Source organism: Pseudomonas sp. Q12-87 (assembly GCF_001269755.1).
GTDB classification, from domain to species: Bacteria; Pseudomonadota; Gammaproteobacteria; order Pseudomonadales; family Pseudomonadaceae; genus Aquipseudomonas; species Aquipseudomonas fluorescens_S.
In genome coordinates this window covers 26,002-51,618 of the sequence record NZ_LHVI01000011.1, presented here as the reverse complement: position 1 = coordinate 51,618, position 25,617 = coordinate 26,002, and the positions used below count along the sequence as shown (strand labels likewise).

Sequence of the window (25,617 nt, the reverse complement as noted above, 5' to 3'; positions counted from 1 at the left end):
CTGTGACGAGGGAGCTTGCTCCCGCTGGGCCGCGCAGCGGCCCCCTCTTGCTGACGGTTGCTACGTAACCGAGCGGGAGCAAGCTCCCTCGCCACCGTGTTCTCTTATCCCTGACCCATCATGCCCAACCATTTTTCCAACACCCACTGCCCCGACTGGGCCACTGCCCTGCTCAACGGCTTCAGCCAGATCTTCCTCCAGCGTCATCCACTGTGCGGCCTGCTGTGTATGCTGGCGATTCTGTTCACCGCGCCCAGCCTGTTCGGCGGTGCGTTGCTGGGCGGCGTGGCCGGGCTGCTCACGGCCCAGCGCCGCGGTTATGCAAAGGCTGATCGACAAGCCGGCTTGTTCAGTTACAACGGCATCCTGCTGGGGTTGCTGTTGAGCCTTACCTTGCCCTGGTCAGCGTTGCTGCCGCCATTGATCATCGCCAGCGGCGGCCTCAGTGCGATGTTGACCCATCAATGGCTCAAGCGCACCCGAGGCCATCGATGCCTGCCCGCCTACACCGCGCCCTTTGTAGGGTTGGCTTGGCTGCTGATGAGTTTTACCTCGCCGCAGTCCCCGCCCATCTCGATTGAAATGACGATACCCAACCTGCTGGCCGCTCATTTGAGCGGGCTGGGCCAGGTCATGTTTCTCGGCCACCCAGTGGCCGGTGCGCTGATCGCCACAGGCCTGCTGCTGGCCAACCGTCGCGCCGCCGGTTGGGCATTGTTCGGTTCCGTCGTCGGCCTCGTCTTCACCTTGTCGCAGCATGAAAACGCAGCCGCGCTTTCGGGGCTGGGCGGTTACAACTGCGTCCTGGTAGCGCTGGCCATCAGTCGACAGCACCGCCAGCCATGGCTGCCGCTGCTGGGCATCCTCCTGGCGGTCATGCTCACGCCAGGTTTTACCGCCCTCGGCCTGCCTCCCCTGACGGCACCCTTCATCCTCGCCTGCTGGCTGATCCAGGCCACAGGCCGGGCGTGGCATCAGGCCAGCCTCGACAGCGCGCCTTGCGCTCCGCGGGGCAATCACCCTAGGCTTCGCTGATCTCGAATTCAGGCGAAGATTATGGACAGCAGCGACAACTGGCGTGAACGTCTCTACGTCATGGTTTTTCAGAGCGACACGGCGGCCGGCCGGCGCTTCGATAGCATCCTGCTGTTGATCATCCTCGCCAGCCTGATCATCGTGATGCTCGACAGCATCGACAGCGTGCACAAGAACTACGCGGCCCTGCTGGCCGGGATCGAATGGGGCTTTACCTTCATCTTCATCGTAGAGTACGGCCTGCGCCTGTACTGCTCGCCCAAACCGCTGCGCTATGCCTTCAGTTTCTACGGCCTGGTGGATCTGCTGGCGATCGTGCCCGGGATCCTGGCGCTGTACTACAGCGATGCCCAATACCTGCTGATCATTCGAATCATCCGCATGCTACGGATTTTCCGGGTGCTCAAGCTCAGCCCTTACCTCAAGCAGGCCAACTACCTGATGGCGGCGCTGCGGGGGAGCAAGCAAAAAATCATTGTGTTCCTGGTCAGCGTATCGACCCTGGTGACCGTGTTCGGCACGCTGATGTACGTCATCGAGGGCCCCGAGCATGGCTTCAGCAGCATTCCCAAGGGCATCTATTGGGCTATCGTGACACTGACCACCGTGGGCTTTGGCGATATCGTGCCCAAGACGCCACTGGGCCAGGTCGTGTCATCCTTGGTGATGATCACCGGTTATTCGATCATTGCCGTGCCCACGGGTATTTTCACGGCAGAACTGGCCACCGCGATGCGCGGTGACCAACTCCAGCACGACTGCCCGGTGTGCAAGAAAAACAGCCACGAACACGGTGCTGCGTTTTGCTCCCGTTGCGGCAACGCGCTATTCAAGAAATTGGAATAAGCAAAGCACTTTTTAATACTTGAAGGCCTATTGGCTTGCCGCTAGTGTGCTGGCTAATTGCCCGGACCCCTGACCTATAAAAAGGAATTCGCAGTGAAGAACTTCTTTGGCGCCTCCCTTCTGGCCGCTGGCCTGACCTTCGGCAGCCTGGCCCACGCCGCCCCGACCCTGCTCAACGTTTCCTACGACGTGATGCGCGATTTCTACAAGGATTACAACGCCGCCTTCCAGAAACACTGGCAGGCCGAGCACAACGAAAACATCACGGTGCAGATGTCCTTCGGCGGCTCCAGCAAGCAGGCGCGTTCGGTGATCGACGGGTTGCCGGCGGATGTCATCACCATGAACATGGCCACCGATATCAACGCCCTGGCGGACAACGGCAAGCTGGTGCCGGAGAACTGGGTCACCCGCCTGCCGAACAACAGCGCTCCATTCACCTCGGCCACGGTATTCATCGTGCGCAAGGGCAACCCGAAGGCACTGAAGGACTGGCCCGACTTGCTCAAGGACGGCGTTCAGGTGATCGTGCCGAACCCGAAAACCTCCGGTAACGGCCGCTACACCTACCTGTCGGCCTGGGGTTATGTGCTGAAGAACGGCGGAGACGAGAACAAAGCCAAGGCCTTCGTCGGCAAACTGTTCAAGCAGGCTCCGGTGCTGGACACCGGTGGTCGTGCCGCGACGACCACGTTCATGACCAACCAGATCGGCGACGTGCTGGTGACCTTTGAAAACGAAGCCGAAATGATCGCCCGCGAGTTCGGCCGCGACCAGTTCGAAGTGATCTACCCAAGCGTTTCCGCCGAAGCCGAGCCACCGGTGAGCGTGGTCGATAAAGTCGTTGAGAAAAAAGGCTCCCGCGAAGCTGCCGAGGCCTACCTCAAATACCTGTGGTCGCCTGAAGGCCAGGAAATCGCCGCCGCCAACTACCTGCGCCCACGGGACCCGGCCGTACTGGCCAAATACACCGACCGTTTCCCGAAAGTGGATTTCCTCTCGGTGGAAAAAACCTTCGGCGACTGGCGCACGGTGCAGAAGACCCACTTCAATGACGGTGGGGTTTTCGACCAGATCTATAGCGGGCAGTAAAAAAGCAAAGAGCAGCGCCCAATGTTGAGGGCAAACGAAATCCCCTGTGGCGAGGGGATTTATCCCCGATGGGTTGCGCAGCCCCCCTAAGATCAGGCATTGCGGTTCAGCAATTTACCCACCTTGCCTGATTGCCTACGACTGCTGCGCAGCCGATCGGGGATAAATCCCCTCGCCACAGAAGCAGTGTCCAACCCACAGAAGCAGCGTCGAGCCGATCATCAACGGCGCGCATGTCTGATATCAGCCGCAAAGCCTGTTCCTGAGCGCCGCAATTCTTTAGCCTCGCGCCATCCCCCAAGCTGCTGAAGAGATTGTCATGAGTGTTCACTCCTCCACCGTGCCCGTCGGCGCAAGCCTGACCCGCGGCATGGTCCTGCTATTTGCCTTCTGCTGCGGCGCCATCGTCGCCAACATCTATTACGCCCAACCCATCATCGATCTGATCGCACCGGACGTTGGCCTGAGCAGCACCCTGGCGAGCCTGATCGTTTCGCTGACCCAGATCGGCTACGCCCTGGGGCTGTTTTTCCTGGTGCCGTTGGGCGACTTGCTGGAAAACCGTCGCCTGATGATCCTCACCACAGTGGTGGCGATTGCCAGCCTGTTGGGAGCGGCGTTCACTGAGCAACCGAATGTGTTCCTGCTGATCTCGCTGCTGGTGGGCTTCAGCTCGGTGTCGGTGCAGGTCCTGATTCCCCTGGCGGCGCACCTGGCGCCGGAGGAATCCCGGGGGCGGGTCGTGGGTGGGATCATGGGCGGCCTGCTGCTGGGCATCCTGCTGGCGCGGCCGCTCTCCAGCGTAGTGGCAGACCATTTCGGCTGGCGGGCGATGTTCATGATCGCCGCCGCCCTGATGGCGGTCATCAGCATCGTCCTGGCACTCACCGTGCCCAAGCGCCAACCCGACCATAGCGCCTCGTATGGCCAATTGCTGGGCTCGCTCGGCACCTTGCTGCGCCAGCAACCGCTGTTGCGCCAGCGGGCGTTCTACCAGGCCTGCCTGTTCGCCACCTTCAGCCTGTTCTGGACCGCCGTGCCGCTGGAACTGTCACGCAACCACGGCCTGTCCCAGACTGAAATCGCCCTGTTCGCCCTGGTCGGTGCCATTGGCGCCATTGCGGCGCCCATCGCCGGGCGCCTGGCGGATGCGGGCCACACCCGCATCGCTTCGCTGCTGGCGATGCTGTTTGCCAGCCTGAGCTTTTTGCCGGCGTTCATTCATCCGCTCTACAGCGTCATTGGCCTGGCCGTGACCGGCGTGCTCCTGGATTTCTGCGTGCAGATGAACATGGTCCTCGGCCAGCGCACCATCTATGCCCTCGACGCTAAAAGCCGCAGCCGGTTGAACGCGCTGTACATGACCAGCATCTTCGTCGGCGGCGCCTTCGGTTCGTCGATCGCCAGTGCGCTGTACGAGCACGGCGGCTGGTTGTGGGTGGTGATCGTCGGCAGCGCCTTCCCGTTGCTGGCCTTGCTGCGCTTTTTGAGTGCCTCGCAGAAGCAGTCCCTGGCAACGGCCTGATACCCACCCAACAAAAATGCCCGGTCGCTCAAGGCGGCCGGGCATTTTTAATGGAGCGGTCAAATCCGCACGTTGCCACGCGGCCCGGCAATCGCCCAGATGATCAGGCCCAGCACCGGCAACAGCAGGATCAGCAGCACCCACAGGACTTTCGCCCCGGTCTCGGCGCCACTCTTGAGGACATTGATGATCGCCCAGATATCGAGCGCCAGGATAATCAGGCCAATCAGACCATTAAAAGTGGAACCCATGGTGTCGCTCCCAAGTGGTGATGTGCACACTTAGGATAGCGGGCCCCAGCGAGGGTTCCGTTTTATTGTGTCAGACGTGGACCGCGACCTTGAGGGCTTCCAGCGACGGCGCGGCGGCAATGCCGACCTGGGTGCAAAGTTCGAGCACCCGCGGCAGGTCGTCGCCATATACCAGCACCATTTGCAGCTCATCGTCCAGCAACTGGCTGAAGTTCATCAGCACGTAGCCGCCGCTTTCCTTGTTCAGGCTGCTCATCTGGATCTGGATGCGGTTGAGCGCAGTCAGTGCCTCGGTTTTCGCCAGTTGCTTGGGCTTGAGATTGAACTCGACGCCGGGGCCGAACGAGGCAACGATCTGTTCGAACAACTGCACGTAGGTGTCGGCCTGGAACAGCACGGTGTCCGGCAGGCTGCCCACCACCACCCATTCTCCCAACGGGATCAGGAAGGTGTCGTCGTAGTTGATATCCGGGTTGGCCGCCAGGAAAGCCGCCGGGGCGGCGTAGGCCTGGGCCGCTTCGTCAGCGATTTTCGCAATCTCCTCATCGCCCAGGCAGCCGGAGCTGATTTTGCTGATGAGTTCGACGAGTGCGGCTTTCATGGGTGGATCCTGTGGCGAATGGTTTTTTGAGGGCGGGCAGGATAGCGCATTCACATCGGTCGAGTCAGGATCCCCACATCAACTGTCGGGACCAGCGCTTGGCCTTTCAGCCCAGCAACTTCTCCAACTGCGCCGTGGTATCCACCGCGCCCATGGTCTTGGCGGCATCCAGGGCCGAGACGCCGTTGGCGTCCTTGGCTTTGGGGTCGGCGCCCTTGCTGATCAGGTAGTCAACGATTTCCACCCGGTTGAACATCGCCGCCATCATCAGCGCGGTGCGGCCATCGAAGGACGAGCCTTCCACTTGCGCGCCGCCGTCCACCAGCGCCGTGACCACGGCCAGGTCACCCTTGAACGCCGCACCGGCAATCGGGCTCTGGCCGTTGTCGTTGCGGATTTCCGGATCGGCCTTGTGTTCGAGCAGTACTTTCACTGTTTCCACGTGCCCGTGATAAGCCGCCAGCATCAGCAAGGTGTCGCCCTTGTGATTGCGCAGGTTGGGCGGCAGGCCTTTGCTGAGCAAGGCAGCCATCATGGCAGCGTCGCCCTGGCGTGCAACGTTGAACACCTGTTCGGCAAACTCGGCAGCCTCATCCGGGGTCATCTGGCGGCTTGTATCGGACATGGGAAACTCCACTTGGGTCTTCGCAAAGCGGCTAGTTTCCCGAGGGATCAGGGACCTGTCATCCCTTTTTTCTCTGCACGCGCCATAGCCACAATCAATAGCGCAACTGCCCGCCCTGGATCCGGGTCGCCAGTTGCCGGTCTACCCGCACGTAGGTCAGGCTACCGGGTAGCCAGGCGTAGATCGGTTCGTCCCCTGCCACGCAAGGGTCGAAGGCTTCGGCCTTGAGCCGGGTCTTCTGGTATTTGAAGGTGCCGGTGGTGTCCATCTTCACCTTGATGCGCAGGAACAGCGGCACCGCATAACCGGGCAGTTTGCATTGCAGGAACTGCAACAGCTCGCTGAAATCCAGGGTCGCCAGGGATTCGGCCGGGGTGATCGCCGCCATGCCGGCACGACCGTTGGTGCCCGCGATTTCTACGCCGTAGGCCACCGCCTCGGCCACCTGCGAATGTTGCAGCAGTACGTTCTCCACTTCGGTGGTGGAAACGTTTTCGCCCTTCCAGCGATAGGTGTCGCCCAGGCGATCAACGAACTGCCCATGACCGAAGCCAATATTGCGCAGCAGGTCCCCGGTATTGAAGTAACGATCTCCCGGAGCAAAGACGTCCCGGTGAATGGTTTTTTCAGTCAAGGCCTGCTCGGTGTAACCGTCCAGCGGCGCCTTGTCGTCGATTCGCGCCATCAGCAGCCCCGGTTGGCCCTTCGGCACCTTCTGCATGCGCCCTTGCAGGTTGCGCAACGGCATGCCGCTGTCATGGTCGTAATCCACCAGTTCCCAGCCCATCAGGGAAAAGCCGACGGTGTTATCAAAGTTGAGGATATTGGTGAAGCCGATATTGCCGTCGCTGGCCGCGTACAGCTCGCAGACATGGTCGACGCCAAAACGCGACTTGAAGGCAGACCAAGCCCCCGGCCGCAAACCATTGCCGATCATTTTCTTCACGCCATGCTGGCGGTCTTCGGCAGTGGCGGGCTGGTCGACCAGGTAGCGGCACAACTCGCCGACATAACCCAGGGTGCTGGCCCGGTAACGGCGCACATCGCTCCAGAACTGGCTGGCACTGAACTTGCGCCGGATGGCAAACCCCGATGCGCCACAGATCGCCGCGCCCCAACAGACGCACAGGCCCGTGGCGTGATACAGCGGCAAGGTGCAATACAAGACGTCGTCGGGCTGCATGTCCAGGGCGATCAGGCCGAAGCTGGTGGAGGTGCGCATCCAGCGACCATGCCGAAACACCCCGGCCTTGGGCAGCCCGGTGGTGCCCGAGGTATAGAGATAAAAGCATGGGTCGTTGAAAAAAACCTGGCGGCTGCACGTCGGGTTATCGAGGGGGTAATCGTTGCTGCTGGTCATCAGGTCGATGAAGCCTGGCGGAGCACCGGTGCTGTCCTGATCCGCCACCCACCAGGCCCTGTTGTCCGGTAATGCAGTACGGCCGCGCACGTCGTTGAACGCGGCGACCCGTTCATCCCCAACCACCACCGCGACAGGCGCGACCAAGGCCAGGCTATGCACCAGCGCGTCGCCCGTTTGCGACGTATTGAGCATCGCGCTGACCGCGCCGACTTTCGCCACTGCCAGCACGGTGATCAACAGCTGTGGCCGATTCTCGATGAAAATCGCCACGCAGTCGCCCTTGCCGATACCCTCTGCCACCCAATAATGGGCCATACGGTTGGCCCGCTCGTTGACCTGTGCATAACTCCACACCGTGTCGCCGCACAACAGCGCCGGGCCATGGGGATTACGTTGCGTGGCCTGTTCGAAACACCAGCCCAGGCCGCAAGGCTGGGTCGGGTCCTGGACGTTGGCGAGCTTCATGCCTCGGACAATCCGGGGAATGGTCCTGGCAATGGCGGGTAGCTTGCGCAGCATCATGCCCCAGGTGATCGCGTCGCTGGGTGTACGACTCATGTGACTCCCCGTTCGACCTCGTGGGCCTCGGTTTTTGTTGTCGGGCTGCAGCTGGATTTCGCTCGAAAGTACGCCAGCGGTTCTGGCGCTGTACATGCGGTTTTTGCAATGTTTTGTATCCACAGCCCAGGGCAGGCGAAGCGTGAGCACCGGAAGGTGGATTGGTTCCAAATAAATCCGCAGAACCACGCAAAATGCAGGATGCACGATGGCCGTTCATGCAAGATGCACGAAAGCGAAAATCACGCCAAATTATAAGCTACTGATTTTAAAAGAATTTATTCATAGCTCGACGATGGCACAGACACTGCAACTACCCCTCCACGGTTTGCCACACCATGGAGCAGTCAACTATGAATATGATTCAAGAGAAATTTGCGTCGCTGTTTTCCAACTACGAAGTGACCACCCAGCCCCGCCCGGATGGCGGCATTTTGCTGACCTTGCGCAATAGCGACGGCAAGCTGTTCAAACGCACGATTTCCTACGCTCAATTGCACGCCGGGGATCAGTTGTCCTGGGCGATCAGCGCGATCCGTCGTGACCTGGCAGAACAAGCCAGCGAGTTGCCACAGATCACCCTGCTGCAGAGTCAGCATCGCTTTGCCCTGCCGACTTACCACAGCGTCTGAACCCCTCGCTCCCAATCGGATGTTCAGCGGCTATTGCATTTGCATAGCCGCTGATCGCTTGTGGGAGCGAGCTTGCTCGCTCCCACAAGCGTCCGGGTGATTTCGCAATCAAGCCTGATCGCACAAATCCCCGCGGAACGGGGTCAGTCTTCCAGGCGCGGGAAACGGCTGGCGATGTCATCGCCCGTGACTTTTGTACCCCAACCTTGCGGGTCGTTGCACAGACGGATCGCAATGAAGTGCGGGTGCTCTCCCATGTCGAACCAGTGGCGCGTACCGGCAGGTACCGTGATCAGGTCGTGCTTTTCGCACAGCACGGCATAGACATAGTCGTCGAGGTGCAGGGTAAACAGACCACGGCCAGCGACGAAAAATCTTACTTCGTCCTGGCTATGGCTGTATTCCTCAAGAAAGCTTGCTCCCTGTTCGGCTGCTTGAGAGTGGTTACGATCAACACTGATGACCTCGACCGTGGCGTAGCCCCTTTCCGTCATCAACGCATCGATCCGAACCTGATAGGCCGCGATGATGTCCTCCTGGCTGGCACCAGGCTGGATTTTCGTCGTCGCGTCCCAACGGTCGAAGTGAATACCTTGTTCGGCCAGTGTCGCGGCGATGTCTTCGAGGTGGGTCAACACCTTGTTCGGGATCTCGGGGTTCGAGACGTGGTAGACGGACAGGCTGCTCATGACGATGGCTCCAGCAAATTAACGGTTCGAAGGCTCATGGCCGATCCTCTTGCATGCGTGTCGCAATGATTACGGCTGCGGCGAAGGCAGCGAGGCTGGCGAGGCTGAACGTCCAGCCGGCGCCCAGGGCATTCCAGCTGTAGCCCGAATACAACGCGCCCAGGGCTCCGCCGGTGCCGGCCAGCGCTGCGTACAGGGCTTGCCCCTGGCCTTGTTGGCGCGGACCGAAGCTGCGTTGCACGAAATGGATGGCGGCAGCGTGAAAGCTACCGAACGTCGCCGCGTGCAACACCTGGGCAAACAACAGCACCCAGAGGAATTCGGCCAGCGATCCCAACAACAGCCAGCGCAACGCCGCCAGCAGGAAACTCACCATCAGTACCCGACGCACGGAGAACCGCGCGAGAATCCGGCTCATCAGCAGGAAAACCAGGACCTCCGCCACCACGCCGACGGCCCACAGCAGGCCGATCAACCCGCGACTGTAGCCCAGTCGCTCGAGGTGCAACGTCAGGAAGGTGTAATACGGCCCGTGACTGACCTGCATCAGTCCCACGCACGTGTAGAACGCCAGCACGCCAGGGTTGCGCAGTTGCCGCAGGAAACCTTCCCCCGCGATACGCGGCCCCTGCACCGGCTGGGCGTTGGGCACCCAGAAACTGGCGAGCACGATGCCGGCCATAATCAGCACCAGCGCCACCGGGTAGATGTCCAGGCTCAGCCATTCGAACAACCGCCCCAACACGACCACCGTGATGATGAAGCCAATCGAGCCCCACAGGCGAATCTGGCTGTAGCGCGAGGCCTGCCCGCTTAAATGGGCCAGGGTAATGACCTCGAACTGAGGCAGTACCGCGTGCCAGAAAAACGCATGCAGCGCCATGACCATCGCCAGCCAGGCGTAGCTTTTATCGAAAAAGATCAGCGAGAAAGCCAGCAGCGTGCAGACCGCACCGAATCGCACGATTGCCAGGCGCCGCCCGGTGTAATCCCCCAACCAGCCCCAGATGTTCGGTGCCACGCACCGCATCAGCATGGGGATCGCCACCAGCTCGCCGATGCGCGCCGCGTTGAACCCCAGGTGATCGAAATACAGCGCCAGGAATGGCGCCGTCGAACCGAGCAGCGCGAAATAGAACAGGTAGAAACTGGAGAGCCGCCAGTACGGCAGTGCCGCCATGGTCGTCAGGCCACGGCAGTCGGCAGGCCAGCCATCAGAGCTGGCCCAACACCGGGGTGCCGACCCGCACGTCGGCGTTCTGGCCACGATGGCGCAGCAAGTGGTCCATCAGCACAATGGCCATCATCGCTTCGGCGATAGGCGTGGCACGGATGCCGACGCACGGGTCATGGCGCCCCTTGGTAATCACGTCCACGGCGTTGCCATGGATATCGATGGAGCGACCTGGCGTGGTGATGCTGGACGTGGGCTTCAAGGCCAGGTGGGCAACAATCGGCTGGCCCGAGGAAATGCCACCGAGGATGCCGCCAGCGTTGTTGCTGAGGAAACCTTGCGGGGTCAGTTCGTCACGGTGTTCGGTACCACGCTGGGCGACGCAGGCGAAACCGGCGCCGATCTCGACGCCTTTCACGGCGTTGATGCTCATCAGGGCGTGGGCCAGCTCGGCGTCGAGGCGGTCGAAGATGGGCTCGCCCAGGCCAGGCATCACCCCTTCGGCCACCACGGTAATCTTCGCGCCGACCGAATCCTGGTCCCGGCGCAATTGGTCCATGTAGGCTTCAAGCTCCGGCACTTTGTCCGGGTCGGGGCAGAAAAACGCGTTCTGCTCCACCGAATCCCAGGTCTTGAACGGGATTTCGATAGGCCCCAACTGGCTCATGTAACCACGAATCACGATGCCCTGGCTGGCCAGGTATTTCTTGGCAATTGCCCCCGCTGCCACGCGCATGGCCGTTTCCCGGGCCGAACTGCGCCCGCCGCCACGGTAGTCGCGCTCACCGTATTTGTGGTGGTAGGTGTAGTCGGCGTGAGCCGGACGGAACAGATCCTTGATTGCCGAGTAGTCCTTGGACTTCTGGTCGGTGTTGCGGATCAGCAGGCCAATCGCGCAGCCGGTGGTGCGCCCTTCGAACACGCCGGAGAGGATTTCGACTTCATCGGCTTCCTGGCGCTGGGTGGTGTGGCGGCTGGTGCCGGGCTTGCGGCGGTCCAGGTCACGTTGCAGATCGTCCAGGGAAATCTCCACGCCGGGCGGACAGCCGTCGACAATGGCGACCAACGCCGGGCCATGGCTTTCGCCCGCGGTGGTGACGGTGAACAGCTTGCCGTAGGTATTGCCGGACATGCAGGGTGCTCCGTGAAATCGCTGAGAGACTCAACCTTGGATTCGTAATGGACGCCAGTATACGCAGGCTCCCTGCGTAGTTCATCCTCGAACCTTATCCGTGCCCGCCAGTCCAACCGGCACCTTCGCAACTAATGGCGTGATGATGTTAAAGCTGCTTGTCTTGAGTCTGACCCTGTTCACTGGCCTGGCCCAGGCCACAGTGTTGCAACGCCCCATCAGCCTTGACACGGGCAACGGTGAGCTTTTCGGCACCCTGCTGCTGCCCAAGTCCGACAACCCGGTGCCGGTTGTCCTGATCATTTCCGGCTCAGGTCCTACGGATCGCGACGGAAACAACCCCGATGGCGGGCGTAACGACAGTCTCAAGCGCCTGGCCTGGGTACTGGCCAAACACAACATTGCCAGCGTGCGCTATGACAAACGCGGCGTGGCCGCCAGCCTCGCGGCCACGCCGGACGAACGCAACCTGAGCGTGGAAGCCTACGTGGCCGACGCGGTGGCCTGGAGCCGCAAGCTTGGCGCCGACCCGCGGCTGGGCCCGTTGGTCTTGCTGGGCCACAGCGAAGGGGCATTGATCGCCAGCCTTGCCGCACCCCAGGCCAATGCAGCCGCGGTTATTTCGCTGTCCGGCAGCGCCCGCCCCATCGACCAGGTGCTACGCCAACAACTGGGCAGCCGCCTGCCGCCACCCTTGATGCTGCGCAGCAACGAACTGCTCGACAGCCTCAAGGCCGGTCGGCTTGACGACAACGTGCCGCCACCGTTGCAAGTCATCTTCCGCCCCAGCGTACAGCCGTACCTGATCTCACTGTTCCGCCAGGACCCAGCCCAGGCCTTTGCTGCGCTGAAGATGCCCGCTCTGATCATCCAGGGCAGCCATGACATCCAGGTCAGCGTCGACGACGCCCGGCAGTTGAAGGCCGCCAAGCCTGATGCCGAATTGGTGTTGATCGAGGGCATGAACCATGTGCTGCGCATCGTGCCCGGCGACGTGAAGCGGCAATTGGCCTCGTACAAGGATCCCAACCTGCCCCTGGCGGCCGAACTGAGTACTCGCATCTTGCATTTTATTGACTCGATTGCTGCTCGATAACCGATTTTAGCCCTCCAGTGTTGGCAAAAACGGCCGATAAACCGGTGTCGGACAGCGCATTGGCTGCCGACCCGCCGGCCTGGACAGGATTTTGCCGTTATGACTGACACTGAAACTTCACCCGAGACCACTGCCGAAGCTTCCGCCCCGCCGGTGGTGGAGCTGCAATGGGCGGACGTGCAGGCTGAACATCACAAGATGCTCCGGCTGGCCCCGCTCAAGACCGACCGCGCCACGGGCACGCGGCCGCTGCGGTTTGTCGAGTTCAGCTACGCCGAACGCCACAGCAAGGAACGCAGCCTGCTGCGCATGAGCATCCAGCTGCCAGGCCAGCGGGTGCGCAAGGAACAGAATCACTTGGACGTCTGGGCCGATCACGTCGAAAAACGCCTGTTCTTTTCGCCGGACAATCTGCAAGTGGAGCCGATGAACCGTGGTATTGGCCGCTTCCTCGCCGCCCAGGGCATCACTTGGGCAAAAAAACGCTGGTCGAGCTACCAGGTAGACGGTACCGATCTGAACAACAAGGACGCGCTCAACGAAGACACCCGCCTGCGCCGTGATCGCTTTCTCAAGGCCCAGGGTTTCGAAGTGGTCTACGCCGACGCCCAGCACCTCAAGGGCAGCGTCAAGCAAGCACAGGTGGGTGATTTACAGGGAGACTGGAACGCCGAGAAGCTGCAGTTCGTGACAATCCTTGAAGCCGCACAAATGCTGCAACAAGCCGAGCAGAACCTGGCGGAACAGGAAGTGAAGCTCAAGCAGCAAGAAGAAAAAGTCAGCAAGTTCAAGCGCGAAGACACCGGCCTGCGCTTCACCATCACCTGCCTGGTGGCTTTCGCCATGTTCCAGGCGGGGTTGCTGATCTGGATTGCGACGCGTCACTGATTACCGACGGGCCTGTGGCGAGGGAGCTTGCTCCCGCTCGGCTGCGCAGCAGTCGTAAATCCGGCGGATGCGATTTTCCGGAATAATTGCGCAGCCCTTCTCGGGGGCGCTTCGCACCCCAGCGGGGATAAATCCCCTCGCCACAAAGACCCTGTTCCCGGTCTAAACAGGACAGTTCCACCAGATCAATCAGCTCAAACCCGCGAAACAAACAACGCCTGGTGCTGGCGGCACTGCTCGGCGCTGAGCATGAACACACCATGACCGCCGCGTTCGAAGTCCAGCCAGGCAAAATCGACTTCCGGGTACAGTGCCTCGACGTGTACCTGACTGTTACCCACCTCGACAATCAACAACCCTTTCTCGGTCAGATGATCGGCCGCCTCGGCGAGCATCCGGCGCACCAGGTTCAAGCCATCGTCGCCACAGGCCAGGCCCAGCTCCGGCTCGTGCTGGTATTCCGCCGGCATGTCGGCGAAATCTTCCGCATCGACGTAGGGCGGGTTCGACACGATGAGGTCGAAACGTTGCCCTGGCAGCCCCTCGAAACCATCGCCCTGGACAGTGAACACGCGCTCATCGACGCCGTGGCGCTCGATGTTTTGGTTGGCCACCTCCAGCGCCTCGAACGACAGATCGGCCAGCACCACTTCAGCTTCGGGGAATTCGTAGGCACAAGCGATGCCGATGCAACCGGAACCGGTGCACAGGTCGAGAATCCGCGCAGGCGCCTGGCCCAACCACGGCTCAAAGCGTTTTTCGATCAGCTCACCAATGGGCGAACGCGGAATCAGCACACGTTCGTCGACGATGAACGACATCCCACAGAACCAGGCTTCGCCCAGCAAGTAAGCAGTCGGGATACGCTCTGCAATGCGCCGGCGCAGCAGCCGCTGCACATGGACCAGTTCCTCGTCTTCGAGACGGCAGTCCAGGTAGCTGTCGGCAATTTCCCATGGCAGGTGCAGTGCGCCCAACACCAGTTGACGGGCTTCATCCCACGCATTGTCGGTGCCATGGCCGAAAAACAGATCCTCCCCATGGAAACGACTGACGGCCCAACGAATATGGTCGCGCAGGGTACGAAGGCGGGAAGTGATCACGGCGGCAAACTCCAGAAAAATCGACGGGCGAGTCTACCAGCCAATCGCGATCCCACCAAAACGCGGCGCAAGGACGAAAGAAAAGCGCCTGGCCAAACGTAGGATTCATCCGTTTTTTGCGTCGCCTATTGAACAAGATGAACATATTGACAAGGCTGTAGGCCAGCAACGGCGGCCCTTGCGATGGAAGCGATTCACAGAACCGCTCAGCCAGAGGAGAATGTCGCAAAAGCCCCACTCGAAGGAGCCCCAGAATGTCCGTTCCAAAAACGATGTTTCAACTCAGCGGCCGTGGTTACGCGGCGGCCAATCTGAGTCAAGCGACCCTCATCATCATCGATGCCCAGAAAGAATACCTCGCCGGCCCCCTGGCCCTGAGTGGCATGGATGCAGCCGTCGCGAACATCAAGCAATTGCTCGGCGCGGCCCGTGCAGCCGGACGGCCGATCGTGCATGTGCGCCACTTGGGCACCCATGGCGGGCTGTTCGATCCACAGGGCGAGCGCGGGGAATTCATTCCAGGGCTCGAACCCCAGGGCGACGAAACGGTTATCGAAAAACTGTTGCCCAGTGCCTTTCATGGCACCGAGCTGAAGAAACGCCTGGAAGACCTCGGGCCGCTGGACCTGATCGTTTGCGGGTTCATGAGCCATTCCAGCGTCAGCACCACCGTGCGAGCGGCCAAGAACCTGGGCTTTCGCTGCACCCTGGTAGAGGATGCCTGCGCCACCCGCGACCTGCCGCACAAGGGCGGCGTGCTCAGCGCCGAACATGTGCACCAGACCGAAATGGCAATCATGGCGGACAACTTCGCCACCCTGGCCCTGACTCGCGACTTCACTTGATGCCCCTGATGAGCGGCTGTTGCTCCGCTCATCCGTAAAGCCTCTCATTTGCCCTGGCCTCAGGAACAACCCAAGCATCTTCCGGTCGAAGGGCCGATACCCATTGAGGAAGGTCGGAATGAAGTTATCCGATGGTTTTGACGCACGTCGCTTGCGGCCTAAGGGCCAGAGCAACTGGCGGTTTCGTTTTGGCGCGGCAATCGCTGCGCTCCTGGCGACGCTCGGCGTACTGCTGGCGATGGCCGGTGCGGCCAGCCTGCTGGGACGCCCGCCTGCCCTGGGCGATCTGAATGCCACCCCGCTGGGGTCGGCGATCATCCTGGCCGTCGGGCTTCTGGTCCTGTTGCTGGGCGTCTGGCTCTGGCGTCGCTGCCGCCGTCGCGCCCGCCAATCCCTGGAGCTGGCCATGGCTCCGCACCTGATGAAAAAGCACGACTGACCCGCCTTCCGACGTTTTGTCGCGCCTGATCCCGTCGGACTTGGGTAAACTGGCCGGCCTTCGCGGAGGCTGACATGCAAGACGACGACTTTTCCCTGTTCAAGAGTGCGATCCAGGGCGTAAAACCGATCAAGCACGATCGTGCCGAGACCGGCAAACCCAAAGCCGATCGCGCACAGATCGCCAAGCTGCGCCAGGCCGCCACCGTGCGCACCGACGCCACGACCGTGGACGGCTTGTCCGATCAATTCGTGATTGACGTAGGTCCTGAAGACGAGCTGATGTGGGCGCGCGATGGCGTGCAGGAAAGCCAGATGCGCAAGCTGAAGGTCGGCCAGATCCCTTTCGAAGGCAGCCTCGACCTGCACGGCATGACCGTCGAAAAAGCCCGGGAAACCCTTTGGGCGTTCCTGGCCGAAGCCACCAAGTTCGAAATTCGCTGCGTGCGCGTCACCCATGGCAAAGCCGTGCGACTGGACGGCAAGCGTCCAATGATCAAGAGCCACGTCAACACCTGGCTGCGCCAGCACCCGCAAGTGTTGGGCTTCACCTCCTGCCAGGCGAAACACGGCGGAGCCGGAGCGGTCTATGTGATGCTCAAGCGCACCATGATGGAAGGCCGCGACGAGTAAACGTCAACTGACCGGTTTAGCATTAGGCAACCCTGCCCTTGCCGGGCTTCAGGGGAAACAAGAGGTTGGTTCCTGGCCGTCTGAGCTCGGTTTCGGGCATCGAAAGTCGATGTTTTCCATAATCTTATGCTAAAAAAATATAAATCCAAAAATTGGATCCAATCTGTTGTTTTTTCAGTAATTTTTTCACGCTTGCTTTAAAAGTCATAAAATTTGCTGAAACCATTCATTTGACGATAAGAAGCTTCTACTTATAATCGGCTTCCTCTCGCTAGATGACAGCATGGTTCTATGGACAGAAAAGTTATGATGTCAAATTTATTGCTGCTGATTGCAGCCATTATTTGGGGTTGTGCGTTTGTTCCACAAAAAATAGGAATGAGTTCAATCGGGCCATTCTGGTTCACGGGAATACGCTTCGCTTTAGGCACCTTGCTTATACTCCCGCTTGTTTTTTTTGAGAATAATACACGCACGCTGTCATGGAAGGATTGGTCAGCCGGAATCGTCATCGGACTCATACTCTTTGGCGGTATAAATCTGCAACAAATAGCGCTTAAATATGCCACAGTAGCGAATACGGGATTTATCACTGGGCTGTACGTTGCGTTAGTACCCATTCTATGCAGTTTTTTTGGCCATAGATATTCTAGCGGGGTTTGGACGGGCATAGTAATGGCCACAGCGGGCCTGTATTTACTTAGCATCCATGGAAGCTTCGATATTAACCCCGGCGACCTATTGACATTGGCTAGTGCATTCTTTTGGGCATTTCAACTGATCGCTTTGTCGACATTTGGCCATCGGCTGCCATCCATTAGACTGGCCCTCGTCCAGTCTGGAACATGCGCTGTGCTTTCACTGGCCATCGCCATTGTGAGCGAACCGATTTCACTCGACAGCGTGTCTAATGCCGGCATCCCTCTTTTCTATGGCAGCGTACTGTCCGTTGCCATTGGTTTTACGCTACAGATACTTGCGCAACGGCACATCAAAGCGACCCACAGTGCAATTATCCTAAGTATTGAAGCAGTGTTTGCCGCCTTTGCAGGATGGCTGATTCTCAATGAAACGCTAACCCTCAAGGCGAGCATAGGTTGTGCATTGATATTAACAGGCACCCTTCTCGCTCAATTATCACCTGAAAAGGATCGTAAAAAAGTAAATAGTCTTCCTCAAGAAGCCACATGACTTCGGGCAAATAAAGGGACGGGTTAACCTTTCTGTACACGTCACGATTTCGCGTATCAACTATCAAACCATGGAGAAGGTAATGAGCATCACAGAGAAAGAAAACCTTTCAGATGATGAGCGGGAAGCTCTTACCGCTGATCCGGAGCGCCAAGATGAGGCGCACACCAAAGGTGCCTACGGATACCTGTCCGACAGCACCCTGGCGGCTCGCTACTCGGTTATATCAGGCCTGATAGAACAATATGATTGCGAACAGATCCTCGATATTGGTTGCTATGTCGGCGGCCTCAGAGGCGCTATTAACCGCAACAGGGCTTACCACGGTATAGATATTTCCCCCCATGCCATCCTGGATGCACGAGCGACATACGGCCACTACGAACGCACCGAGTTTAGCGTTGGCGATATTCGAAGTGAAACCCTGCAGTTACCCCAATATCCCTGCGTCGTATGGGCTGGTATCGGATTTGGCTATTCGAACAAAGACAGCCGATCGTTTGCCGATCTATTTCAAAAAGCCTGGTCTTTATGCAACGACAACGGCCTGTTGATTTTTGAATGTATTGAAGATTATGCATGGGTTCAAACCCATATTGAGGCGACCAGCAGACTCTTAACCGCGTTCCATGTGACCTATTCGTTAGCCTCGCTTCATAATCGCAGGGCCGTTTTTGTAGCGCGGAAGGTACTGAAATAAGAAAAGCTGCAGCTTTCGCTGCAGCATTTCAGTCATCACTGGAGGCGCGACTGACAAATCTTATATGGTTGCCAAAGGGATCATCTATCTGCAGCACATGACTCTGGCTTGAAGCCAAAAGCGATATTTTATTAGCGGGTAGCCGCCCCTTCAATTCAGCGTGCAAGTTATCTATTTCGCTGAAGTTGATCGGGATCAATACCGTTGCCCCTGGCTCCGCATCACCCTCATGCTCCGTCAAGTGGAGCACAACTGCGCCCCGACTGACCTGGAGATAGGCTGGATAATTATTCTGCCGATGCTGCCAATCTATCGAAAAACCCAAGCCACCCACATAATATTCGCGGGCTAACTTTTCAGAGGATATCCTAAATACCGGAATTGCGTTTGATAGCTCCATGCTTGCATTACCCGATTAGTTGAATCCCTGTAAAAATACAGCCGTCGATTTTATCGGTCAAGCCCTTATAAAAAGCAGTGTATCCACACAGAGTCGTCGCCCGACAAGAGCGAGTCATCTAATGCCTGCCAACGCACGGCTTGACGATAAGCACCCTATAACGCTGCAAAATTTCTGACACGAGTCTAGCCTGCCGACATATTCGAGACACATTAAATACGTCTTACCCATTACATAGACGCATGCCTACGCTTACGCAAAAGAAAAACCCTGTCTCGTCCATCTGCCCGTGCAGTTAAGGCTTGGTGTTATGGATGACCGCAGCCACACTCTACGAGGCAGAGGGCGCCGCCCAGGGTTGACCTCCTGAACCCGACGACCCATGGTCACGAATTTGCGGATTCGCGCCGCTCGGCCATACAACTGCCGACACACATACGCTACCATGCGCTTCCATGGCGGGAACAAACCCTGCATTTATTGCCTTTCGGCTTGGTCACGGCACCCCATATCGCTACCGACCCTAAAACTCGATGAACCGCTCGCGTTGATAGAACGAACACGGAGACTCGAAAAGCCCGATTTGGTACAAAATAGGTACAAGCAGAATCAGTACCCTCCTGAAACCCTTATGGAATCAGCCTCCGTGACACTGGAACAGAATTACACCGCGATTCTCGGCCAACTGGGCGAGGACGTTTCCCGCGAGGGCCTGCTCGACACGCCCAAGCGTGCTGCCAAGGCCATGCAGTACCTCTGCCGCGGTTATGAACAGACGCTGGAAGAAGTCACCAATGGTGCCTTGTTCAGCTCCGACAACAGCGAGATGGTGCTGGTCAAGGACATCGAGTTGTACTCGTTGTGCGAACATCACCTGCTGCCTTTCATCGGCAAGGCCCATGTGGCCTACATCCCGAGTGGCAAGGTGCTGGGGCTGTCGAAAGTCGCGCGTATCGTCGACATGTACGCACGTCGCCTGCAGATCCAGGAGAACCTCAGCCGCCAGATCGCCGACGCGGTCCAACAGGTGACTGGTGCCCTGGGCGTGGCGGTGGTGATCGAGGCCAAGCACATGTGCATGATGATGCGCGGTGTGGAAAAGCAGAACTCTTCGATGATCACGTCGGTGATGCTCGGTGAATTTCGCGCAAATGCGGCGACACGCATGGAATTCCTCAGCCTCATCAAGTAATCGGCAGCATAAAAAAACCGGCGTCGATCGCCGGTTTTTTTTCGCCTGTGAAAAATCGGGTAAGCTGCGCGCCCTCTTCCTCCTTGCCGCGAGGCTTACACCGTGATCGTCAAAGCGCTTCGAGTTGGCCTGGGCCAGCTCATCATCTTCATCGACTTCATCACCCGTCCTGGCAAGAAACAGCGCCCGGCCGAGGCTCAGGCGCACGTTGACCAAGCGGCCCGCAGCCTGACGCTGTACCAATTTCACGCCTGCCCGTTCTGCGTGAAGACCCGCCGCACCCTGCGTCGTCTCAATGTCCCCCTGGCCCTGCGCGATGCGAAAAACAACGAGCAGGATCGCCAGACGCTGCTGGAGCAAGGTGGCAGGATCAAAGTGCCGTGCCTGCGCATCGAAGAGAATGGCCAGACCACTTGGATGTATGAGTCCAAGGTGATCATTGATTATCTGGATAAGCGTTTTTCGGCGGTTTGATGGTTTCTGTTGTGCTTTAAGGCCTCTTCGCGAGCAAGCCCACTCCCACAGTGGGCATTGCTGAACACAAAATCTGTATTCAACACCGAACCCTGTGGGAGCGAGCTTGCTCGCGAAGGGGCCAGCACAATCATTTCAAATCCTAGGATCAAGCCGCTTTCGCAGCCAAAGCCTCCCGCACCACCCCCGCCAACCGCTCGAGCCCTTCATCCAGCCGCGCTGGATCGATGTGGCTGAAGTTCAAGCGCAGGTGCCCCGGGTGCTTGTCCGGTTCCGGGAAGAACGGCTCGCCCGGCATGAACGCAACGTCCACCGCCAGCGCGGCGGCAAGCAAAGTTCGGGTGTCCAAAGGTTGCTTGAGAGTCAGCCAGAAAAACAGTCCGCCTTGAGGCACATTCCAATCCGCGATGTCGGCAAAATGCTTGTGCAGCGCAGCCTGGAAACGGTCGCGACGGTCCCGGTAGAAATCCCTCAACTCACTCAAATGATCGCGGTACCGCTCGGTGCCGATCCATTGCAACGCCTGCCATTGGCCGATGCGATTGGTGTGCAGGTCCGCCGATTGCTTGAGCCGCAGCAGGTGCGGGAACAGATCCGGGCTGGCGATCAGGTAACCCACCCGTAGCCCCGGCAACAGAGTTTTCGACACGGTGCCGGTGTAGATCCAACTGGCCTTTTTCAAGCGGCTGGTAATCGGGGTGGCACTGCCGCCGTCGAATGTCAGCTCACGGTAGGGTTCGTCTTCAACCAGGGTGACGCCAAACTCGTCCAGCAGCGCCGCCACCGCATCGCGCTTGGCCTCGCTGTAGCGCACCGCCGACGGGTTCTGGAACGTCGGAATCAGGTAGATGAACGCTGGGCGATGCCGCTCCAGCCGCGCCCGCAACTGGTGAAGGTCCGGACCGTCGGCCTCCAGGGCCACGGTGATACAGTCGGCGCCGAACAGCTGGAAAATCTGCAACGCTGCCAGGTAAGTCGGCGCTTCCAGCATCACTTCAGTGCCGACATCGATGTGCAGCTTGGCCGCCAAGTCGAGGGTCTGCTGGGAGCCGCTGACCACTAGCACCTGATTCGCTTCACAGGCCAGGCCCAGCGAGCGCGCCTGCGCGGCCAAGGCTTCACGCAAGGCCGGCTCGCCTTCGCTCATGCCGTATTGGCCCATGGACACCGGCATATCCGCCCACTCGACTTTCGGCAGCATGGCTTCTGCCGGCAGGCCGCCGGCGAACGACATCACCTCAGGACGTTGCGCAGCAGCGAGAATTTCTCGAATCAACGAACTTTTGAGGCGCGAGACACGTTCGGAAAAAGCCATAGGGTCACCTGTAGCGGGTCGCTGGAAAAATGAGTCAAACTAGTTGACCGAAATTACTCCGACCTCTCTGGATACGTCAATATGCTTGACCTTAAAAACCCGACCTCTCAGCAAATGGCCATGGAAGCTTTTTTTTTCGGCTATCAGGCGTTCACCGCCAAGGCCGATGAGATGCTCGAGCGCCGGGGTTTGAGCCGGGTCCATCAGCGCATTGCTTTTTTCATCGCCCGTTACCCATCCCTGAGTGTGAAAGAGCTGCTGGCGGTCCTCGGGGTGAGCAAGCAAGCGCTGAACATGCCGTTGCGCCAGTTGATGGAAATGCACTTGGTGGACAGCGTTGCGTCCGAGACGGACAAGCGCAAGCGGCTGCTGGCGTTGACGGCTGAGGGGGAGCGGTTCGAGCAGGCGTTGCGCCGTGAGCAAGTGAAGTTGCTGGAGCGGGTGTTTGCCGAGGCTGGGGAGGAAGCGGTGAGTGGGTGGTTGGCGGTGAATCTGGCCCTGGGGAAATCTAGCGACTGAAGGTGTCTGATCCGACGCTATCGCGAGCAGGCTCGCTCCCACGGGGCCGTGGCCGCCTACAAAATTTATATTCAACGCATTCCACTGTGTGCGAGCCTGCTCGCGATAGCGCCCGCAAGGGCGATATACCCCGATCGCCAAACATTTCGTCGACAAAACAGAAAACATTATTTGCTTTATTTGTATACAAAAGCATAATTCGCTTCGTGCGAGTTCCTGACCAATAGGTCAACAAACGTCGCCAGCCTTACCTGCCTCAACGCTGCGCAACCACCCTCAGGGCCTGCGTAGCTGGAAATAACAATAAAACTCTTGAGGAGTACTCGCTGTGGAAAGCCGCAAACCCGACGCCCAGACGCTGGATCTCTCGCCGCCATTACGCAGTGGTTGGCTGGAGCGCATCTTCAAACTCAGCTTGCATGGCACCACGGTGAAGACCGAGCTGATTGCCGGTCTGACGACCTTCATCACCATGGCCTACATCATTTTCGTCAATCCCAACATCATGGCCGACGCCGGCATCGACCATGGCGCTGCCTTTGTCGCCACCTGCATCGCCGCTGCCTTGGGTTGTCTGTTGATGGGCCTGTACGCCAACTGGCCGGTGGGTCTGGCGCCGGGCATGGGCCTGAACGCCTTCTTTACCTACACCGTGGTCGGCACCATGGGCTACAACTGGGAAACCGCGTTGGGCGCGGTGTTCGTTTCCGGCGTGCTGTTCATGGTCCTGACCTTGTCGCGAATCCGCGAATGGCTGCTCAATAGCATTCCGGTGAGCCTGCGCTTCGCCATGGGTGCGGGGGTCGGTTTGTTCCTCGGGTTGATCGGTTTGAAGACAGCCGGGATCATCGTCGACAGCCCTGCCACGTTGATCAAGCTCGGTTCGCTGCGTGAACCTGGGCCGTTGCTGGCCGCCGTGTGTTTCCTGATGATCGCGGTGCTCAGTTACCACCGGGTGTTCGGTGCGATCCTGATCAGCATCATCGCCGTGACGCTGGCCGGCTGGGGCCTGGGACTGGTGCAGTACAACGGCGTCATGTCCACGCCGCCGAGCCTGGCACCCACCTGGATGGCCATGGACGTGGCCGGCGTGTTCAATGTCAGCATGATCAGCGTGGTGCTGGCCTTCCTGTTCGTGCACATGTTCGACACCGCCGGCACCCTGATGGGCGTTGCCCAGCGCGCCGGGCTGGTGAAAGCCGACGGCAAGATCGAAAACCTCTCCCGCGCATTGAAAGCCGACAGCGCCTCCAGCGTCTTCGGCGCAATGGTCGGTGTGCCTCCCGTGACCAGCTACGTGGAAAGCGCCGCCGGTGTGGCAGCGGGTGGCCGGACGGGGCTTACCGCCGTGACCGTCGGTGTGTTATTTATTGCCGCCATGTTCTTCGCACCGCTGGCCGGGATGATTCCGGCCTATGCCACGGCCGGCGCCTTGATCTACGTTGCCATGCTGATGATGGGCGGTATGGCCCATATCGACTGGGACGAAGCGACCGACAGCATCCCGGCCATCGTCACGGCCATCATGATGCCCCTGACCTTTTCGGTCGCCGATGGTATCGCCCTGGGTTTCATCACCTACGTGGTACTCAAGGCAGGCACCGGTAAACACAAGGAAATTTCCGTCAGCTTGTGGGTGCTCTGTGCGATCTTCATCGCCAAGTTCATCTTTTTGTAAGCGATACCGTATCCACCCGCCTCACCCCTTGGGTGAGGCTTTTGTACATCAGGAGCAAAAGCAATGAACCTGGAAACCTGGCTGTTGTTCAGCGGCGCCGCGCTGGTGGTGATCCTCATTCCCGGCCCGCTGTCGCTGTTGATGATCGGCAACAGCCTGAACTACGGCCTGCGCCGCTCATACCCGGCATTCCTGGGCGGAGTGATTGCCTCCATTTGCCTGTTGAGCGCTTCGGCGCTGGGGCTTGGTGCGTTGTTGATGGCCTCGGAACAGTTGTTCAGCGCCCTGAAAATCGTCGGTGCGCTGTACCTGTTCTACCTGGCCTGGCAGAGCTGGCAGCAATCGCGCCAGCCGGCCCAAGGCGCCGAAGTGCCCCAGGCCGCCGCCGTGCCGCGCTTTCGCGCACTGTTTGGCCGGGCCTTCGTGCTGGGCGCCAGCAACCCGAAGGACATTCTTTTTTTTGCCGCTTTCCTGCCGCAATTCCTGAGTGCCGAGCAACCGTTCCTGCCGCAGTTGCTGATCATGATCGCCACTTGGACCGTGCTCGACCTACTGTGCAAGCTGGCCTACGGGCTCGGCGCCCACGGCGCGGCTCGATATCTGCGCACGGGCAAGGGGCAGAGCTGGTTCAACCGGGTCAGTGCCGGGTTGTTCGGTAGCGCGGGGGCGGCTTCGTTGCTGAGTCGCTAAGAAAAACAAAAGCTTCGCGAGCAAGCCCGCTCCCACAATTGGAATGCATTTCAAATGTGGGAGCGGGCTTGCTCGCGAAGGCGCCCTTCCAGACAACACATATCGACAAGCAAAAAAAAGCCCGCAGTGTGAGCGGGCGAAAACCAGGGAAGCTCTATGCGCAGTCGCTTCCAGGACAAGGCAGCAGCTTGGGGGATCAACTGCCTCGATAGGTTGAATAGGCGTAAGGCGAAATCAACAGGGGCACGTGGTAATGCTCCTGCTCGGCCGAAATGCCGAAGCGCAGCACCACCACATCCAGGAATGCCGGCTCGGGCAGTTGCACACCTCGGGCACGGTAGTAATCGCCCGCATGGAATTGCAACTGATAGACCCCCGATCGATAGTCATCCCCTTGCAGCAATGGCGCATCGCAGCGGCCGTCGCTGTTGGTCTGCGCGCTGGCGACCAAGTGCAGGTGTGATCCTTCAACGCGGTACAGCTCGATCTTGATCGCACTGCCCGGGCAGCCGTGGGCTGCGTCCAAAACGTGAGTAGTCAAACGTCCCATCGATTGTGCGCGCCTCGCTGCGGTGCAGCCCGGCACGGCGCCTCCTTAGAATCAGTTGAAAGACAAGCCGCACCGTTTCGGAGCATCAAACGCTGCGGCGATGGATGAATTAAGACACTTTACATAAAAATTGTACACAATAAAAAGAAGATATTTTGCTCGCATCATGTTCAATTGCGCCCCTGCCCCAACTTCAAGCCAAACCAAAGGATACGCTGCTCCAGTAGCGATTAATTGACCAAGTAGGCAGGTTTCTTGCAGTGTAGACAAACCAGGGGACTCGATGAAAAATGCAAAAAAACGGGCTTACAAATCGCGCATAAAGTTGTATACAATCACTCCATCGTCGTGACGCCAGCCTGTGATTCATCATCAGGGCGCC

Annotated in this window: 28 protein-coding genes; 17 read left to right on the top strand and 11 right to left on the bottom strand. The window is 59.2% G+C overall.

Annotation, left to right across the window (positions count from 1 at the left end; translation table 11 throughout):
- Positions 1-120 precede the first annotated feature (120 nt).
- The 4 genes from AD663_RS06790 (at position 121) to AD663_RS06775 (ending at position 4,498) form a co-directional block, all read left to right on the top strand.
- Positions 121-1,035: an urea transporter gene (locus AD663_RS06790; RefSeq protein WP_053213470.1), complete on the top strand. Its 915-nt coding sequence runs from the start codon at positions 121-123 to the stop codon at positions 1,033-1,035.
- 21 nt (positions 1,036-1,056) lie between these two features.
- Complete coding sequence (locus tag AD663_RS06785) at positions 1,057-1,881, top strand: ion transporter (protein WP_003179179.1); 825 nt, start codon at positions 1,057-1,059, stop codon at positions 1,879-1,881.
- A 93-nt stretch (positions 1,882-1,974) separates the two neighbouring features.
- The gene (locus tag AD663_RS06780) at positions 1,975-2,973 is read left to right on the top strand and encodes a sulfate ABC transporter substrate-binding protein (RefSeq protein WP_003179178.1); all 999 of its coding nucleotides are present in this window, start codon (positions 1,975-1,977) and stop codon (positions 2,971-2,973) included.
- 319 nt (positions 2,974-3,292) lie between these two features.
- Positions 3,293-4,498: an MFS transporter gene (locus tag AD663_RS06775; protein WP_003179176.1), complete on the top strand. Its 1,206-nt coding sequence runs from the start codon at positions 3,293-3,295 to the stop codon at positions 4,496-4,498.
- A gap of 59 nt (positions 4,499-4,557) precedes the next feature.
- Here AD663_RS06775 and AD663_RS06770 read toward each other — a convergent pair whose 3' ends face one another.
- The 4 genes from AD663_RS06770 to AD663_RS06755 all read right to left on the bottom strand — a co-directional run bounded on the left by AD663_RS06770 (position 4,558) and on the right by AD663_RS06755 (position 7,896).
- Entirely contained in the window at positions 4,558-4,749 is a 192-nt protein-coding gene (locus AD663_RS06770; RefSeq protein ID WP_003179174.1) for a PLDc N-terminal domain-containing protein, read from the bottom strand.
- Between the two features lie 70 nt (positions 4,750-4,819).
- Positions 4,820-5,350, bottom strand: a complete 531-nt coding sequence (locus AD663_RS06765; RefSeq protein ID WP_053213469.1) for a hypothetical protein — start codon at positions 5,348-5,350, stop codon at positions 4,820-4,822.
- 106 nt (positions 5,351-5,456) lie between these two features.
- Complete coding sequence (locus tag AD663_RS06760) at positions 5,457-5,975, bottom strand: ankyrin repeat domain-containing protein (RefSeq protein WP_003179171.1); 519 nt, start codon at positions 5,973-5,975, stop codon at positions 5,457-5,459.
- A gap of 94 nt (positions 5,976-6,069) precedes the next feature.
- On the bottom strand, positions 6,070-7,896 hold the full coding sequence (locus AD663_RS06755) for a long-chain-acyl-CoA synthetase (protein WP_003179169.1): 1,827 nt from the start codon (positions 7,894-7,896) through the stop codon (positions 6,070-6,072).
- 353 nt (positions 7,897-8,249) lie between these two features.
- On the opposite strand from AD663_RS06755, the gene AD663_RS06750 reads away from it, so the two are divergent.
- On the top strand, positions 8,250-8,528 hold the full coding sequence (locus tag AD663_RS06750) for a DUF3509 domain-containing protein (RefSeq protein ID WP_003179167.1): 279 nt from the start codon (positions 8,250-8,252) through the stop codon (positions 8,526-8,528).
- A gap of 143 nt (positions 8,529-8,671) precedes the next feature.
- On the opposite strand, the gene AD663_RS06745 is transcribed toward AD663_RS06750, so the two are convergent.
- From AD663_RS06745 to aroC, 3 genes are read right to left on the bottom strand one after another with little or no spacing between them, the layout of a single operon-like run.
- A complete protein-coding gene (locus AD663_RS06745; RefSeq protein ID WP_003179165.1) occupies positions 8,672-9,217 on the bottom strand; it encodes an acireductone dioxygenase in 546 nt (181 codons plus the stop codon).
- 34 nt (positions 9,218-9,251) lie between these two features.
- Positions 9,252-10,397, bottom strand: coding sequence for an MFS transporter (locus AD663_RS06740; protein WP_003179164.1), 1,146 nt, complete (start codon positions 10,395-10,397; stop codon positions 9,252-9,254).
- 34 nt (positions 10,398-10,431) lie between these two features.
- Positions 10,432-11,523, bottom strand: coding sequence for a chorismate synthase (gene aroC / locus AD663_RS06735; protein ID WP_053213468.1), 1,092 nt, complete (start codon positions 11,521-11,523; stop codon positions 10,432-10,434).
- A gap of 142 nt (positions 11,524-11,665) precedes the next feature.
- Here aroC and AD663_RS06730 point away from each other — a divergent pair, with 142 nt between their 5' ends.
- Both AD663_RS06730 and AD663_RS06725 read left to right on the top strand, forming a co-directional pair.
- Positions 11,666-12,619 (top strand): alpha/beta hydrolase, encoded by a 954-nt coding sequence (locus tag AD663_RS06730; protein WP_003179160.1) that lies wholly within the window; start codon positions 11,666-11,668, stop codon positions 12,617-12,619.
- Between the two features lie 99 nt (positions 12,620-12,718).
- On the top strand, positions 12,719-13,507 hold the full coding sequence (locus tag AD663_RS06725; protein ID WP_053213467.1) for a hypothetical protein: 789 nt from the start codon (positions 12,719-12,721) through the stop codon (positions 13,505-13,507).
- A 194-nt stretch (positions 13,508-13,701) separates the two neighbouring features.
- On the opposite strand, the gene prmB is transcribed toward AD663_RS06725, so the two are convergent.
- Complete coding sequence (prmB, locus tag AD663_RS06720) at positions 13,702-14,610, bottom strand: 50S ribosomal protein L3 N(5)-glutamine methyltransferase (protein ID WP_003179156.1); 909 nt, start codon at positions 14,608-14,610, stop codon at positions 13,702-13,704.
- 254 nt (positions 14,611-14,864) lie between these two features.
- Here prmB and AD663_RS06715 point away from each other — a divergent pair, with 254 nt between their 5' ends.
- The 5 genes from AD663_RS06715 (at position 14,865) to AD663_RS06695 (ending at position 18,417) form a co-directional block, all read left to right on the top strand.
- Positions 14,865-15,455: a cysteine hydrolase family protein gene (locus AD663_RS06715; protein ID WP_003179154.1), complete on the top strand. Its 591-nt coding sequence runs from the start codon at positions 14,865-14,867 to the stop codon at positions 15,453-15,455.
- 118 nt (positions 15,456-15,573) lie between these two features.
- Positions 15,574-15,894 carry a hypothetical protein gene (locus AD663_RS06710; RefSeq protein WP_003179152.1) on the top strand — a complete coding sequence of 107 codons (321 nt, stop codon included), beginning with the start codon at positions 15,574-15,576 and terminating at the stop codon, positions 15,892-15,894.
- A 74-nt stretch (positions 15,895-15,968) separates the two neighbouring features.
- Complete coding sequence (locus AD663_RS06705; RefSeq protein ID WP_025214971.1) at positions 15,969-16,526, top strand: Smr/MutS family protein; 558 nt, start codon at positions 15,969-15,971, stop codon at positions 16,524-16,526.
- Positions 16,527-16,817: 291 nt separating this feature from the next.
- Positions 16,818-17,717: a DMT family transporter gene (locus tag AD663_RS06700; protein WP_033045943.1), complete on the top strand. Its 900-nt coding sequence runs from the start codon at positions 16,818-16,820 to the stop codon at positions 17,715-17,717.
- Positions 17,718-17,799: 82 nt separating this feature from the next.
- The gene (locus tag AD663_RS06695; protein WP_053213466.1) at positions 17,800-18,417 is read left to right on the top strand and encodes a class I SAM-dependent methyltransferase; all 618 of its coding nucleotides are present in this window, start codon (positions 17,800-17,802) and stop codon (positions 18,415-18,417) included.
- A 28-nt stretch (positions 18,418-18,445) separates the two neighbouring features.
- Here the strand turns inward: AD663_RS06695 and AD663_RS28215 are convergent, their stop codons facing one another.
- Complete coding sequence (locus AD663_RS28215) at positions 18,446-18,817, bottom strand: glyoxalase superfamily protein (protein ID WP_083455112.1); 372 nt, start codon at positions 18,815-18,817, stop codon at positions 18,446-18,448.
- A gap of 646 nt (positions 18,818-19,463) precedes the next feature.
- On the opposite strand from AD663_RS28215, the gene folE reads away from it, so the two are divergent.
- Positions 19,464-20,009, top strand: a complete 546-nt coding sequence (gene folE, locus AD663_RS06690; protein WP_003179148.1) for a GTP cyclohydrolase I FolE — start codon at positions 19,464-19,466, stop codon at positions 20,007-20,009.
- Between the two features lie 102 nt (positions 20,010-20,111).
- The gene (locus AD663_RS06685; RefSeq protein ID WP_003179146.1) at positions 20,112-20,483 is read left to right on the top strand and encodes a glutathione S-transferase N-terminal domain-containing protein; all 372 of its coding nucleotides are present in this window, start codon (positions 20,112-20,114) and stop codon (positions 20,481-20,483) included.
- Between the two features lie 148 nt (positions 20,484-20,631).
- On the opposite strand, the gene AD663_RS06680 is transcribed toward AD663_RS06685, so the two are convergent.
- On the bottom strand, positions 20,632-21,798 hold the full coding sequence (locus tag AD663_RS06680; RefSeq protein WP_003179143.1) for a PLP-dependent aminotransferase family protein: 1,167 nt from the start codon (positions 21,796-21,798) through the stop codon (positions 20,632-20,634).
- Positions 21,799-21,879: 81 nt separating this feature from the next.
- On the opposite strand from AD663_RS06680, the gene AD663_RS06675 reads away from it, so the two are divergent.
- The 3 genes from AD663_RS06675 to AD663_RS06665 all read left to right on the top strand — a co-directional run bounded on the left by AD663_RS06675 (position 21,880) and on the right by AD663_RS06665 (position 24,685).
- Entirely contained in the window at positions 21,880-22,317 is a 438-nt protein-coding gene (locus AD663_RS06675; protein ID WP_003179141.1) for a MarR family winged helix-turn-helix transcriptional regulator, read from the top strand.
- A 328-nt stretch (positions 22,318-22,645) separates the two neighbouring features.
- On the top strand, positions 22,646-23,995 hold the full coding sequence (locus AD663_RS06670; protein ID WP_003179139.1) for an NCS2 family permease: 1,350 nt from the start codon (positions 22,646-22,648) through the stop codon (positions 23,993-23,995).
- Between the two features lie 63 nt (positions 23,996-24,058).
- Positions 24,059-24,685: a LysE family translocator gene (locus AD663_RS06665; protein ID WP_003179136.1), complete on the top strand. Its 627-nt coding sequence runs from the start codon at positions 24,059-24,061 to the stop codon at positions 24,683-24,685.
- Positions 24,686-24,881: 196 nt separating this feature from the next.
- Here AD663_RS06665 and uraH read toward each other — a convergent pair whose 3' ends face one another.
- Complete coding sequence (gene uraH / locus AD663_RS06660) at positions 24,882-25,235, bottom strand: hydroxyisourate hydrolase (RefSeq protein WP_003179133.1); 354 nt, start codon at positions 25,233-25,235, stop codon at positions 24,882-24,884.
- Between the last annotated feature and the right edge of the window lie 382 nt (positions 25,236-25,617).